Raw genomic sequence first — 13,681 nt, 5'->3', positions numbered from 1 at the left:
GTGGCCCGGGACTGCATCGCGGTGGCCCAGGAGATGACCTGTTGCCACCGGGCCGCGACGTCCAGCAGGAGGGCGTCGTCCAGGTCAGCGACCTCCACCCGCTCCAGCACACCCACCAACCCCGCACCCACCAGCCCTTCGGTCAGTGGCGTGGGCTCGGTGCCTGTCCTGGCGGCCGGGTGCTGGGAGGGCCACGCGACCAGGGCCGCGGGAGCGGTGCTCGTGTACTCGGCTGTCATCCCGCCCCAGCTCAACAGTGGTACCGCTGTCCGTGCCGGGCGTGCGGTCACCGACGGCCCGGTCAGCACCTGCCCCAGCACACGTTCCAGCGTGCGTTCCAGCGTGTTTTCCACGCACGCAGGACGCTCCACCTCCGTGCTCACCTGCTCACCCACACTCCCACCCCCTACCACCCTTAGACCTATCAAGCCGTTCGCATACGTCGAATATATGTTCGATATCTGGCCGTCGCATCACCAGATCCAAATCTGTGGACAACCCGCGGACGGGCCCGATCCCCGCTGCTAGCATCACCGCCGTGACTCCGAAGCGCTCCGTTCTCCCGCCCCCGGTCGTCTGACCGGAGCGGCACCACGACCGGCCCGGCGGGCCGGCGTCCTGGCGTGCTCCGTGACTGTTCCCCGCTCCCGGAAGACCCGGGAGATCCTTCGGAACGCGCCGGGCTGCGGCCCGGCCTGGAGCACACATGTCATCCACTCGAACAGGGCTGGTCTTCGTCTGCCTCGCCGGCATCCTGTGGGGCACGGGCGGCCTCGCCCTGGAGATCCTTCGTGACCGTTCGCCGATGTCCGTCCTCACGGTCAGCGCGCACCGCATGCTCGTCGCGGCGGTGGTCCTGCTGGCGGCATCGCTCGTCCTGCGCAAGGGGCCGCACCTCGCGGCGCTGGTGCGTGCCCACCCGGCGCGCGCCGTCGCCGTCGGGCTCGGGACGGGCGCCTACCAGGCGCTCTACTTCGGATCGGTGGCGACCGCCGGCGTCACGGTCGCCACGGTCGTCAGCCTCGGCGTGGCGCCGGTCCTGCTCGCCGTCGTGGACGTGGTCCGTGCGCGCCACCGCGCGGTCACCCACGGCACGGTGCGACTGACGCTGGTCGTCGGCGCGGCCCTGGCAGGGCTCGTGCTGGTGAGCGCGGCGTCGGGTTCGGGCGCCGGCGGCACCCGGCCGGTGCTCGGCCTGCTGCTCGCCGCGGCGTCAGGATCCGTCTATGCGCTGACGACGACGCTCGGCAGCACCGTGCTCGCCTCCGGCGGCGCGGACCCGCTCGCGTTCACGACCGTGGCGACGACGGCGGGCGCCGTCGGGCTCGTGCCGGTCGCGCTTGCGGGAGGCGGCCCCTTCCTGACCGGTGACCCGACGGCGCTCGTCACGCTCGGCTACCTCGGCGTCTTCACGATGGCGCTGGCCTACGGGTTGTTCTACGCCGGGCTGCGCACCACGCGCAGCGGCGCGGCGGTGATCGCGACGTTGCTGGAGCCGGTCACAGCCGCGGTCGCGGCGGCGGTGGTGCTGGGCGAGCGGCTCGGGCCGGGCGGCGTCGTCGGGACGGTGCTCGTGCTGGCCGCGGTGGCCGGGCTGGACGAGCGGGGCGACGGATAGACCGCGGTCAGGCGAACGACCAGCGCCCGCCCTGGTACCGCTGCGGCGGTACCGGCGCGGGCGCGTGGTCGACGGCGGTGACCTGGCCGGTGTTGTACTGGTCGGCGATGTACTGGCTGAACTGGCCGGAGTCGACAGTGTGCGAACTGTCGAGGTAGTCGTGGCCGCCCGACCCGGCGCCGTAGGCCCCGGCTGGGTACCCGGCCGTGTACCCGTCCGGGACGGGCGCTGCGTCACCGCCGTAAGCCGGGGTCCGCGCGGCGGCCGGGGACTGGTGCGCACCGACGTACCCCGGCTCGCGGGCCGGCTGGTAGACCGGGTACGCCCCGGTGTTCACCTGCTGGGCGGCCGGCTCCCACCGGTCGGTGGCGGGGTTCGGGGTGTCGAACGCGGGCGCGGCCTCGTGCTGACGGGCCACGTTCTGCGCCGCGAAGAGGGCCGACGCGCCGGCGTCGGGCTGCACCCCGTTGAGCTCGCCGTGGATGCGGCCGGCGAGGTTGGCGGCGATGGCGAACCGCAGCGGCGCCAGGGAGTCGACGGACATCGTGCCCGTCACTGCGGGCGGCGGGAGGAAGGCGAAGACCTCGTCGTCGCCGAGGCGCAGGCCCTGCGCGAGCGCGGTGCTCAGGGTCTCCTCGAGGAGGTACTCGGCGCGGCCGTCGGGCTCCTCGAGCTCGGCGAACATCGCGTCCAGGGTGTTCCAGCGGCGTTCCAGCGTGCCCTCGACCGTGTCGAGGAACCACCACCCGTCGAGCGACTCGAGGAACATGTCGCCGAAGCAGGAGGCGAAGCGCGGGGTCTTGTCCCCGATCCCTATCCACGACCAGGACGACAGCGCGAACTCGTAGGCGTCAGGTGCGAACTCTCGGATCAGGTGCACCCTGCGCATGTTGCCATGGTCACACTCCGAGCAAAAGAGGCGTTCCGGACACGTAACGATTCGGCTCGGGTGAAAGAGCAAAGGTTTTCCTGCCGGAAACACGGCGGCGCTCCGGGAATCACCTGGCGGCTCCCCGACGGACGTCGTTACCGTCGCGCCATGGAGCACGGGAGCGAGGCGGCGGAGCGGGACGTGGCGCGCAGCGGGCCGGACCAGGGGCGGCTGGACGAGCGCGTGCAGGAGTACTACTCGGGCCGGACGGGCTGGGACGAGCACGCCCGCCTCACCGTGCTGTCGGCGCAGGGTCCCGTGGAGCACACCAGGACCCAGGAGCTCGTCCGGGAGCGGCTCGCGCCCGGTGCGCGGGTGCTCGACGTCGGCGGTGCCACCGGGGTGCACGCCGCGCCGCTGGCCGCCGACGGCTACGACGTGGTGCTGGTGGACCCGGTGCCCGCACAGGTGGCGCGCGCGGCTGAGCACGGCACGTTCGAGGCGCGCGTCGGTGACGCGCGCGATCTGGCGGAGGTAGGGCTGGCGGACGACGCCTTCGACGCCGTCCTCCTGCTCGGTCCGCTCTACCACCTTGCCGGGCGGGCGGACCGGTTGCGCGCGCTGCGTGAGGCGGTGCGGGTGACCCGGCCGGGCGGGACGGTCGTGGCCGCAGGGATCACGCGGCTGGGGGCTCTGGTCGGCGGGGGTTACGAGGCGTTCGACGCGTCGGTCTGGCGGGGTGCGCTCGAACGCGGCGAGGCGCCGGCGGACCTGCCGTTCCCGGCCGCCCACTTCCACGACGCGGCCGAGCTCGCCGCGGAGGCGACGGAGGCGGGTCTGCTCGACGTCGTGGTGCACGGTGTCGAGGGGCCGGCCGGCGGTGCGCTGGAGCGTGTCGCGCTGGACGACCCGGGCACGCCGGCGCTCGTCGAGGCGGCCCTGACGATCGCCCGCGCCCTGTCGACGACGCCCGGCGTGACCGACATGAGCCAGCACGTCCTGGCTCTGGGGACGGTCGGCACCGGGATGTCGGTGGCCCCGGGTACCGTCGCGCCATGAGCACCGCACCCGAGACCAGCGCCGTCCCCCGGCCCGACCTGCCGCTCGCCGCCGACGAGGTGACGATGCTGCGGGCGTTCGTGAACTACTACCGCGCGACGATCCTGCGCCAGTGCGAGGGGCTGTCGGTGGAGCAGCTCCGCACCCCGCACCCGCCGTCGACCATGACGCTGGCCGGGATGCTCAAGCACCTGGCCTACGTCGAGGACGTCTGGTTCTCGGTGCGCCTGCTCGGCAACGAGCCCGCCCCGCCGTGGGACACCGTGGACTGGTCCGCGGACCGGGACTGGGACTGGAACAGCGCACTGGCCGAGACACCCGAGGAGCTCGCCGCGGGGTTCCGCGACGCCGTCGCGGCGTCCGAGCGGATCCTTGACCAGGTCCTCGCCGAGTCGGCGGCACGGCAGGAGCCCGCGCTCGACCGGCTCACCGTGCGTCCGGGGCGGCGCGGCCGCATCTCGTTGCGCTGGATCCTGGTGCACATGGTCGAGGAGTACTCCCGGCACGCGGGGCACGCCGACCTGCTGCGGGAGGCCCTGGACGGAGCAACCCACCTCTGACCGCCGACGCTGCGCAGGAACGCTGCGCAGGAATACCGCGCAGGAGTCCCGTGCAGGAACACGGTCAGAGCAGGAACCACGCGTAGTCGGCGGCCTCCAGCACGAGCCAGAACCGGAGGAACCGGCCGATCAGCCCCGTGCTCACGAACAGCCAGATCCGCACGCGCAGCACGCCCGCGACCACGGACATCACCATGAACGGCGGTACGCCGGCGAACGCGGAGGCGAGCAGCACCAGGCCGGTGTAGACGGGGCGGCCGTCGGTCCGGTCGCGCCAGCGGGACATCGTGGCCGCGACCTTGGGCGACTCGAGCTTGCGGCGCAGCCAGGGGAGCCGGGTGGTCCCCGCTCCGGCCCAGTACCAGAGCAGCTTGCCGGCGACCTGGCCCACGGCCGCGACGGCGGCGAGCACGGTGCTCGGGTACGTCTGGTCCGCCGCCGCGATGGCCAGGTATCCCTCGAGCGCGAGGAATGCGGCCACGGCAGCGGCGGCGGAGTAGAAGAACGTGGAGACGAGGAGCATGGTGCCGGGTCCGCGCTCAGGCCCGCGGGCGGGGCGGGGCCGGCGGACGGGGCGGCGCGGGGCTCGGCGAGGTGGCCGTGGTCACACGGGGACGTTAGCGCCTGCGGCGACGAGCTGCCGAATCAGCGCCTCGGCGGGCGGTGCGGGCGGCCCCACCGTGAGGGCCATGACGCGGCGGAGCGCACCCGGCAGCGGTGCCGTCGCGATGCCCGGGTGCCGGTGCGCGCGCAGGGTCAGGCCGGGCAGCAGGCTCACGCCCGCGCCCGCGGCGACCAGCGCCTGGACGGCGACGTAGTCGTCGGTCTCGAACGCGATCCGCGGGGCGAACCCGACGGCGGCGCAGCGCGCGACCAGGTCGGCCCGGCAGCGTTCGCACCCCGCGATCCACTCCTCGTCGTCGAGGGAGCGCAGGTCGGGCACGTGACCGGGTCCCGGTGCGGCTTCCAGGTCGGCGGCGGTCACGAGGTTGACCGGGTCGTCCAGGATCGTCGTGGACTCGAAGCGGGACAGGTCGTCCATGGTCCGGGCGTGGCGCACGTCCACGTGCTCGAACACGAGCGCCACGTCGACGGCGCCCGACTGGAGCGCGGCCACGGCGTCGGGCGGCTCGTGCTCCACCAGGCCCACGGACAGGCCCGGGTGTTCCTGCACGAGCCGGGCCACGGCGTCGGGCACGACGGTGGCCAGGGCGGACGGGAAGGCGGCGAGCCGCGCGCGCCCGGCGCGCAGGCCGGCGAGGGCGTCGAGCTCGCGGCGCGCTCCCTCCACCCGCCCGAGGATCTCCTCGGCGCGGTTGGCGAGCAGGCGTCCGGCCTCGGTCAGCCGGACGCCGCGCCCGTGGCGCTGGAGCAGCGGGATGCCGGCGTCGGCCTCCAGGCGGGACAGGTGGTGGCTCACGGACGGCTGGGCGTAGTGCAGCTCCTTGGCCGCGGCCGTCACGGAGCCGGTACGGGCCACCGCCGCCAGGACGCGCAGCCGGGTGAGGTCAAGCTCTGCGGTCATGCCTCCAGGCTAACCCAGAAAGATAGGCAGCATCGATCGAAAGTCTTCGTAACAGGTATTGGACCTATGGGTCATGGTCGGGTCACGCTGGTTCCATGACGTACCCCGCGACGATCGCCCCCGCGCTGCCCACGATCGCCGACGTGCTGGCCGCCCAGGCGCGCCTCGACGGCACGGTGGTCCGCACGCCCGTGGGGGAGTACCCCGAGCTCGACCGCGCGACCGGCGCCACCCTCGTGGTCAAGCACGAGAACCAGCAGCGCACCGGCGCCTTCAAGGCCCGCGGCGCGAGCAACCTGCTCCTGGGGATGTCCGACGCCGAGCGCGCCCGCGGCGTCGTCGCGTACTCCACGGGCAACCACGCGCAGGGCGTGGCCTACGCCGCACGCCTGACCGGTACCTCCTGCACCATCGTCATGCCTGACGACCCCAACCCCCTGAAGCTGCGCGCGGTGCTCGACCTGGGCGCCGACGTCCTGCTGCACGGCGCCACCTTCGACGACGCCCGGGCCCAGGCGACGGCCCTCGCACGGGACTCCGGTGCGCGCCTCGTGGGTGCGGCGAACGAGCCGGACATCATCGCGGGCGTCGGCACGCTGTACCTGGAGCTGTTCCAGCAGGCGCCGGGCCTGGACGTGCTGGTCGTACCCGTCGGCGGCGGGTCGGGTGCCGCCGCGGCGAGTCTCGTGGCCGCCGCGGTGGCGCCGGGCACCGAGGTGATCGCCGTGCAGTCCGCCGCCTCGCCTGCGGCCCATGACTCGTGGCACACCGGGACCCTCGCCGAACGGGCGAACACCACCCGTGCGGAAGGACTCGCCGTCGGGTGCGGGTTCGAGGTCACGCAGGCGATCATGCGCGAGCACCTGGCCGACTTCGTGCTCGTCACCGACGACCAGATCGCCGCCGCCCAGCGTCTCTACCTCACCGGAGCACGCACCGTCGCCGAGGGCGCGGGCGCGGCGGCCCTCGCCGCCGTCCTCGCGGCTCCCGGGCGGTTCGCCGGCCGTCGCGTCGGCGTGGTCTGCACGGGCGGGAACGCCAGCGCGGACGAGCTGCGCCGCGCGCTCGGCGAGGAGCACTGACGACGGCTCGGCGCTGACGGGGAACGCCGGCCAGAGCACGCCGACCAGGACGCGCCGACCCATGCCCCCGGCTAGGCTCGGCCGCATGGCCCGCTACTTCGACGTCCACCCCGTCGACCCTCAGCCGCGCACCATCGGCCAGGTCGTCGCGATGCTGCGCGACGACGCGCTCGTCGCCTACCCGACCGACTCCTCGTACGCGCTGGGCTGCCGCATGGAGTACCACGACGGCGCCGACCGCATCCGCCGCATCCGGCGGCTCGACGACAAGCACCACTTCACGCTCGTCTGCTCGGACTTCGCCCAGCTCGGCCAGCTCGTCAAGCTGGACAACTCCGCCTTCCGGGCCATCAAGGCGGCCACGCCGGGTGCGTACACGTTCATCCTGCCGGCCACGGCCGAGGTGCCCCGGCGTCTGGCGCACCCCAAGAAGAAGACCGTGGGCGTGCGCATCCCCGACTCCGCCGTGGCGCAGGCCCTGCTGCGCGAGCTGGGTGAGCCGCTGCTGTCCTCGACGCTCATCCTGCCCGACCAGGCCGAACCGATGACGGACGGCTGGACCATCAAGGAGGAGCTCGACCACGTGCTGGACGCCGTGGTCGACGGCGGCGACGCCGGGACCGAGCCGACCACCGTCGTGGACTGGTCGGACGGTTATCCCCAGGTCGTCCGAATCGGCGCGGGCGACCCCTCGCGCTTCGAATAGCCTTCTGCCATGCCGTCTTCCACGCCCTCCTCCACCACGGACCCCGCCGGGCTCGAGCAGGCCCGCACCAAGATGACCGAGGCGGGGGTCGCCCCCGCCGCCATCGAGACCTTCACGCGGTTCTACCACCTGCTCCAGGCGGGTGAGACGGGCCTGATCCGCGAGGACGACGTCGAGCCGCTGGTCGACATCCCGAACCGGGCGGAGCTGAGCATCGGCGACGACGAGGCGGCCGCCGCCCTCGCGCAGACCGCGATGCTCAAGCTCAACGGCGGGCTCGGCACCTCGATGGGCATGGACCAGGCCAAGTCGCTGCTGCCGGTGCGCGAGGCGCCCGGCGGCACGGAGATCCTCACCTTCCTCGACATCATCGTGGGCCAGGTCCGCGCCGCCCGCCGGGCGACCGGTGCCCGCATGCCGCTGCTGTTCATGAACTCGTTCCGGACGCGCGACGACTCGCTGGCGGCCCTGGAGCGCTACCCGGACATCGCCGTGGACGGGCTCCCCGTGGACTTCCTGCAGAACCGTGAGCCCAAGCTGCGCGCCGCCGACCTCACGCCCGTCACCTGGGAGAAGGACCCCGAGCTGGAGTGGTGCCCGCCCGGCCATGGCGACCTCTACCCGGCGCTGCACGCCTCGGGCGTCGTCACTGCGCTGCTGGAGGCCGGCTTCCGGTACATGTGCGTCTCCAACTCGGACAACCTCGGCGCCACGCCCGACGCCACCATCGCCGGCTGGTTCGCCGCCTCGGGTGCCCCCTACGCCGCGGAGCTGTGCCGCAAGACCCCCGCCGACGTCAAGGGCGGGCAGCTCGTGATCCGCAAGGCGGACGGCCGCATCGTCCAGCGCGAGACGGCCCAGACCCACCCGGACGACGTCGCCGCCTCCCTCGACGCCACGCGGCACCCGTTCTTCCACACGAACAACCTGTGGTTCAACCTCGAGGCCCTGGCGGCCGAGCTGGAGCGCACCGGCGGCGTGCTCGAGCTGCCCCTCATCCGCAACGACAAGACGGTCGACCCGGCCGACTCCTCGTCGCCCGCGGTGGTGCAGATCGAGTCCGCGATGGGTGCGGCCGTCGCCGTCTTCGAGGGTGCGACCGCCATCGAGGTCGAGCGGTCCCGGTTCCTGCCCGTCAAGACCACCAACGACCTGCTCGTGCTGCGCTCCGACGTGTACCACCTGACCCCGGAGTACCGGCTGGAGGCCCAGGCCCCTGCACCCCTGGTCGACCTCGACAAGGCCCACTACAAGCTGATCGACGGCTTCACCCGGCGGTTTGCCGCCGGGGCGCCCTCGCTGCGTGACGCCGACTCGCTCACCGTGCACGGGGACTGGACCTTCGGCGCGGGCGTGCGCGCCGAGGGGAAGGCGGCGCTGTCCGGCGACGGCGGCACCGTGCCCGACGGGGCGACGATCGGTCCGGACGGGTTCTGACCGCGACGGCGCTGATCGCGACGGTTCTGACCGCGAGCTATCGTCCCGCCGCGCCTGGCCCGGCCGCTCGCCACGCCTCCTCGATCGCTACGATCCGGCGGCGCAGGGCCGCCGGATCGGCGTCCGGGGGCACCGGACCCGTTGCCGCGAGGCCGGCCAGCCAGTCGGCCCAGGCCTGCCAGCGTGGCAGGTAGAGGTCGCGGACCAGGCCGTGCCAGTGCCGGCCGGAGTAGTCGTGCAGGCCGTTGTGCTGCCCGCCCCAGACGCTGACCAGGCTCCGGGCCTCGCGCTCCATGGCCGTCCGCTCGGCGTCGGTGTCGCCCCAGGCGCGGGCGGCGTCGACCCAGGTCGCGACCCGCGTCTCGGGGCGGGCCGCGGCGAGGTCGTCGAGCTCCAGCAGGTCCGCGCGCAGTCCTGCCATGTGGGAGCGGACGCCGGCGGGGTCACCCGCGCGGGCGGCGGCCAGGATGGCGCGTACGTGCGTCCGGGTGCCCTGGGCCAGGACGTGCGCCGTGACGTCGGCGAGGTCTGCGGCCAGCGTGTCCCGCCCCGGATCGTCGGCGGGCAGGGCGTCGAGCACCGTCCGGAGATCCCCGGCGGCCCGGGCGAGGCGGGGGAGCGCGGCACCGACGGCGGGGTCGTTCTCGGCGTCCACGTCGGACGACGGCGTGGCGGGCGCCGGCGCCGGCGCCGCGAGGGCCTCGCCCGCGCTGCGTTGAGCCGGAAAGGGGAGGCCGGTGGTCCAGGGCCGGGCGATCACGGGCGTCGGGACGGAACGCGTGCGGCCGGGGCCGTAGAGGGTCGAGAAAAAAGTGTGCCACGCGCGGAGCGCCATACCCACCAGATCGTCTGAGTCGTCACCCGACACACCTCGGCCGGGCCGGGCTGGGCCGTCATCCGACCCGAGCTTGCCGAGGCCGTCACCGTCGAGCCCGGCCCGGTCCGGCCCGTGACCGCCCAGCCCGTACCGCCGCAGCACGAACCGTTCCAGCCAGCCGTCGAGCTCCGCGGGGGAGTGGGGCCCGTCGTCCCAGGCGAGGTCCGTCGCCAGCTCGTAGAAGACCTCGTTGTTCTCGATCGCCTCGGGGGCGAGGCCGACGCCGCGCAGGTGAGGCACGCCGTCGGGCAGGTTCACGACGTCGCGGACGAGGCCGGCCAGGTCGCCGAACAGGGCCGGCCGCCCGCCGAAGTTGTGCAGCGCGCACCAGACCCAGGGGCGTCCGGCGAGCGGGGCGCCGTCGGCGAGGAGCGCCTCGTGCAGCGGCACGTGCTCGCCCCAGAGGTCGAGCACGAGGGAGCGGTCGGCGGGGACGTCGCGCAGGTACGCCGCCGTCCGGTCGGGGGTCCAGAACGCGCCCTTGTAGTGGAACGGCCAGCCCTGCAGCACCCAGACCGGCTCCGGCTCGCCCGCGGCCCGGGCCGCGGCGGCGAGCGCACGGTACGTCCCGCGGCCGGCCGCGCGCAGGTGCTCGGGGTCGCCCGACGGCGGCACCGACTCGATGTACGGGTCGACGGCGTAGTACCCGGTCCCTGGGCCGAGGAGCTCGCGCTGGACCTGCCCGAAGACGGCGTGCAGCTCCTGGAACCGCGCCGAGGCGGGGTGGAGCAGCGGGATGCGCCAGCCCTGCCACTCGATCTCGCCCGGCGGGTACCGGTCCGGCGGCCCACCCGCACCCGCGAGAGCGGGCGGCACGTGCCCGCCGAAGCCCGGGAGCACCGGTGTCATGCCCAGCTCGTGCATCCGGGCGAGGATCTGCCGCGCCAGGCCCACGCGGCGGTCGGCCCAGCGTGCGGGCAGCGGTCCGCCGAACGAGTGCATGCCGCCCATGAACGTCCACGGGAGGTGCGCGGCGCCGCCGATCCACTCGGCGACGACCGCCTCGGGCAGCCCGGCCCGGCGGAACGTCTCGGCCAGCACCGCCTCGTGCGCGACGAGCGCGAGCGGGTGCGTCATGCCGTGCAGGGCCATCCAGTCGAGCTCACGCTCCCACCGCTCCCAGCCCCAGAACGGCGTCGAGTACCCGAAGGTCACGACGTTGAGGTGGTACCGGATGCCGTGCGGGGACGACAGTGCGGTACGGGGCGCGTCGGGAAGGGGGCCGGGCGGGCGGCCCAGGGTCGGCCGCCGCCACGTGAACCGCACACCCAGGTACCGGCGTGCGTACCGGCCCAGCGCCACCGACGCCGCCACCGGGTCGGTGGCGCGGAGGGTGAGGTGGCCGTGCGCGGCGCGGTAGTCGGCGGCCCCGCCCACGGGGGCGCGGTCCGGGACGGTCGCGTCCGGAGCGGCCGGTTCCGGGACAGAGACGGGCAGCGCCTCGACCGTGACCCGCCCCGGGTCGATGCCCGCGCGTGCGGCGACACCACGCACGGCCCCGGCCCAGGTCGGGCCCGCGCTGCCACCACCGGGAAGGGCGATCCCGCAGGCACCGGAACCCCCGGTGCCTGCGCCTCCGGTCCCCGCACCGTGCGACCCGAGCCCCTCGACCCCCGTCATGCCACGTCCCGCCCCGCGTCCCCGAGCGCCGTCCCTGCCCAGGCCGGGAAGTCCACCACGCCCTCGCCGGTACGTGATTGCTCCGCGGCGAACGCCATGAGGTGGCTGTCCAGCGCGGTGGCGAACGACAGCTCGCCGCGTCCCACGGTCCCGTCGGCCACGGCACGGCAGAAGGCGTCCATGAGGCCGTCGTCGCCCCCGGCGTGACCGCGGTGGTCGGCAGCCACCGACTCGGACCGCGCGACGAGCGTGTGGGTCGTATGCCGCAGCGGTCCGGCCGTCCCGGAGGCGACGACGTCGACACCGGCCGGGAGCAGCTCCTGCGGCAGCCGGCCCGACGGCGCGTACAGGTCCACCCGGATCTCGCCGGAGTCCATGTGCCCGTGGAGCTGTCCCCGCGTGCCGGTGATCGCGAGGTGCCGCGTGTTCTCCGCCGTGAACGCGCTGGCGGTGAGCGTCGCGGTGAGGCCGGAGGCGAACCGCAGGAGCGTCTGCTGGTGGTCGGCGACGTCGTTGTCGCACCGGTAGACGCACCGCCCGTACGGGCCGCGCCGCAGGGCCGCGAGCCGGCCGGCGGGGGACACGTCGTCGCCGAGCACGGTGACCGGGTGGCCGGTGCGGTCCCGCAGGGCGTCCACGTAGTAGCGCGGTGCGTAGAAGGGGCAGTCGGCCGCCGCCGGGCAGCCGTCGGTGCAGCGTGCCGGGGCGCCGTCGGGCGCGTTCTCCGGGCGGAAGTGCAGCAGCGACCCCTCGCTCGTCACCGTCAGCGGCGGGGCCCCGGCGAGCCAGCGGATCAGGTCGAGGTCGTGGCACGTCTTGGCGAGCACCATCGGGCTCGACCGTTCCGCGCTGCTCCAGCTGCCCCGCACGAACGAGTGCGCGAAGTGCCAGAACCCGATGTTCTCGCGGATCTCGATCGTCGCGAGATCGCCCAGCGTCCCGGATGCCGCGACCGCACGCACCGCACGCCAGAACGGCGCGAACCGCAGCACGTGCCCGACGGCGACCCGGGCGTCCGTGCGGCGCACCACGCGGGCCAGGTCAGTGAGCCCGGTCAGGGTCGGGGCGGCGGGCTTCTCCAGGAGCATCGGCAGCCCGGCCTCGGCGACGGCGGCCGCGGCCGGGACGTGCAGGGCGTCCGGCAGGGCGACGACCACCGCGTCGGCCACGGCGTGCGGCGCGGCGTGGGGCGCGGCGTGGGGCGCGGCGTGGGGCGCGGCGTGGGGCGCGGCGTGGGGCGCGGCGTGGGGCGCGGCGTCGGGCCCGCCGAGATCGGCCACCAGCGCCCGCCAGTCCGGGTAGCGCGCCGCCCTCGTGCCCGCGAGGGCGTCCAGGCGCGCCGGGTCCGGGTCGGCGACGGCGACGATCCGCGCCCGGTCGGGGTGCGCGGCCACCCAGCGGCCGTAGGCGTCCGCCCCGCGACCACCCGCGCCGAGCACGGCGAGCCGCAGCGGGCCCGTCATCGTTCGGCTCCCTGCACGAGGCCCGAGACGATGTACCGCTGGGCGAGGAAGAAGACGATCACGACGGGCACGGTCACCGCGATGGAACCGGCCAGCAGCACCGTGACCGGCACCTGGAAGTCGCCGAGCTGCGCGATGCCGAGGGGTGCCGTCCACAGGTCGCGGTGCTGCACGAGGAACAGCAGCGCGTAGAAGTACTCGTTCCAGGCGATCATGAACACGTAGATCGCGGTCGCGACCACGCCGGGCACGGCGATCGGCAGCACCACGCGGACCAGGAGCTGGCCCAGCGAGCAGCCGTCCATGACGGCGGCCTCCTCGACGCTGGCCGGCAGCGCCAGGAAGAAGTTGCGCATCATGTACAGCGCCACGGGCACGGTCGCGGCGACGTAGACGATCAGCAGCCCGACCAGGGAGCTGGTCAGCCCCAGCCGGGACAGGATCACGAACTTCGGCACCGCGAGCACGATCCCCGGGAACAGGTAGACGGCCAGGATGATGCCGTTGGTCACGGCCCGGCCCCGGTACCGCAGGCGGGCGGCGGCGTAGGCGCCGAGCACGCACACGGCGACGCTCAGCACCACGGTCCCGGCGGCCACGCCCAGGGAGTTGAGCACGAACCGGCCGAGCCCGAACCCGCCGTCGGCCTCGTCGCGCATCGCCGTGGCGAACGCGGACAGGTCCAGGCCCGAGGGCAGGCCGAGGGGGTCGCGGGTGACCTCGCCGTACGGGCGCATCGACAGCACGACGCCGTAGGCGACCGGGCCCAGCGACCACAGCAGCGCGACAGCGACGACGACGGCGCGGCCGGCGCGCGCGGCGCGGGCGGGACGTACACCGCTCATGGTGCCCCTCTCTGGCGT

12 protein-coding genes and 1 pseudogene are annotated in these 13,681 nt (G+C 74.3%); 6 read left to right on the top strand and 7 right to left on the bottom strand.

The features are described 5' to 3' along the window. A pseudogene (locus ACIBBF_RS21875) lies at positions 1 to 353 on the bottom strand (hypothetical protein); the annotation flags it as partial. 353 nt (positions 354 to 706) lie between these two features. Between ACIBBF_RS21875 and ACIBBF_RS21870 the strand changes: the two are divergent. Continuing rightward, complete coding sequence (locus tag ACIBBF_RS21870) at positions 707 to 1,618, top strand: DMT family transporter (protein WP_397417539.1); 912 nt, start codon at positions 707 to 709, stop codon at positions 1,616 to 1,618. Positions 1,619 to 1,625: 7 nt separating this feature from the next. Here the strand turns inward: ACIBBF_RS21870 and ACIBBF_RS21865 are convergent, their stop codons facing one another. Next, entirely contained in the window at positions 1,626 to 2,507 is an 882-nt protein-coding gene (locus tag ACIBBF_RS21865; RefSeq protein WP_397417537.1) for a hypothetical protein, read from the bottom strand. Positions 2,508 to 2,657: 150 nt separating this feature from the next. Between ACIBBF_RS21865 and ACIBBF_RS21860 the strand changes: the two genes are divergently transcribed. Continuing rightward, on the top strand, positions 2,658 to 3,548 hold the full coding sequence (locus tag ACIBBF_RS21860) for a class I SAM-dependent methyltransferase (protein ID WP_397417535.1): 891 nt from the start codon (positions 2,658 to 2,660) through the stop codon (positions 3,546 to 3,548). After that, positions 3,545 to 4,108 carry a DinB family protein gene (locus tag ACIBBF_RS21855; RefSeq protein WP_397417533.1) on the top strand — a complete coding sequence of 188 codons (564 nt, stop codon included), beginning with the start codon at positions 3,545 to 3,547 and terminating at the stop codon, positions 4,106 to 4,108. Before ACIBBF_RS21860 ends, ACIBBF_RS21855 begins: the two co-directional genes overlap by 4 nt. Positions 4,109 to 4,172: 64 nt before the next feature. Here the strand turns inward: ACIBBF_RS21855 and ACIBBF_RS21850 are convergent, their stop codons facing one another. Continuing rightward, positions 4,173 to 4,631: a VTT domain-containing protein gene (locus ACIBBF_RS21850; RefSeq protein WP_397417531.1), complete on the bottom strand. Its 459-nt coding sequence runs from the start codon at positions 4,629 to 4,631 to the stop codon at positions 4,173 to 4,175. A gap of 81 nt (positions 4,632 to 4,712) precedes the next feature. Further along, the gene (locus ACIBBF_RS21845; RefSeq protein ID WP_397417529.1) at positions 4,713 to 5,633 is read right to left on the bottom strand and encodes a LysR family transcriptional regulator; all 921 of its coding nucleotides are present in this window, start codon (positions 5,631 to 5,633) and stop codon (positions 4,713 to 4,715) included. 95 nt (positions 5,634 to 5,728) lie between these two features. On the opposite strand from ACIBBF_RS21845, the gene ACIBBF_RS21840 reads away from it, so the two are divergent. From ACIBBF_RS21840 to ACIBBF_RS21830, 3 genes are all read left to right on the top strand, one after another. Continuing rightward, the gene (locus ACIBBF_RS21840; protein WP_397417526.1) at positions 5,729 to 6,715 is read left to right on the top strand and encodes a threonine/serine dehydratase; all 987 of its coding nucleotides are present in this window, start codon (positions 5,729 to 5,731) and stop codon (positions 6,713 to 6,715) included. 85 nt (positions 6,716 to 6,800) lie between these two features. Continuing rightward, on the top strand, positions 6,801 to 7,421 hold the full coding sequence (locus ACIBBF_RS21835; protein ID WP_397417524.1) for an L-threonylcarbamoyladenylate synthase: 621 nt from the start codon (positions 6,801 to 6,803) through the stop codon (positions 7,419 to 7,421). Between the two features lie 9 nt (positions 7,422 to 7,430). Continuing rightward, positions 7,431 to 8,858 carry a UTP--glucose-1-phosphate uridylyltransferase gene (locus tag ACIBBF_RS21830; protein WP_397417522.1) on the top strand — a complete coding sequence of 476 codons (1,428 nt, stop codon included), beginning with the start codon at positions 7,431 to 7,433 and terminating at the stop codon, positions 8,856 to 8,858. Positions 8,859 to 8,895: 37 nt separating this feature from the next. On the opposite strand, the gene ACIBBF_RS21825 is transcribed toward ACIBBF_RS21830, so the two are convergent. From ACIBBF_RS21825 to ACIBBF_RS21815, 3 genes are read right to left on the bottom strand one after another with little or no spacing between them, the layout of a single operon-like run. Beyond that, positions 8,896 to 11,355 (bottom strand): alpha-N-acetylglucosaminidase TIM-barrel domain-containing protein, encoded by a 2,460-nt coding sequence (locus tag ACIBBF_RS21825; RefSeq protein ID WP_397417520.1) that lies wholly within the window; start codon positions 11,353 to 11,355, stop codon positions 8,896 to 8,898. Next, positions 11,352 to 12,818, bottom strand: a complete 1,467-nt coding sequence (locus tag ACIBBF_RS21820) for a Gfo/Idh/MocA family protein (RefSeq protein ID WP_397417518.1) — start codon at positions 12,816 to 12,818, stop codon at positions 11,352 to 11,354. Before ACIBBF_RS21820 ends, ACIBBF_RS21825 begins: the two co-directional genes overlap by 4 nt. Further along, positions 12,815 to 13,663: a carbohydrate ABC transporter permease gene (locus ACIBBF_RS21815; protein WP_397417515.1), complete on the bottom strand. Its 849-nt coding sequence runs from the start codon at positions 13,661 to 13,663 to the stop codon at positions 12,815 to 12,817. The genes ACIBBF_RS21820 and ACIBBF_RS21815 overlap by 4 nt, the downstream gene beginning before the upstream one ends. Positions 13,664 to 13,681: the final 18 nt, after the last annotated feature.

Source organism: Promicromonospora sp. NPDC050880 (assembly GCF_044456525.1).
Lineage (GTDB): Bacteria > Actinomycetota > Actinomycetes > Actinomycetales > Cellulomonadaceae > Promicromonospora.
Note: the sequence above shows the minus strand (reverse complement) of the source record. Positions and strands in the feature narration are given on the sequence as shown.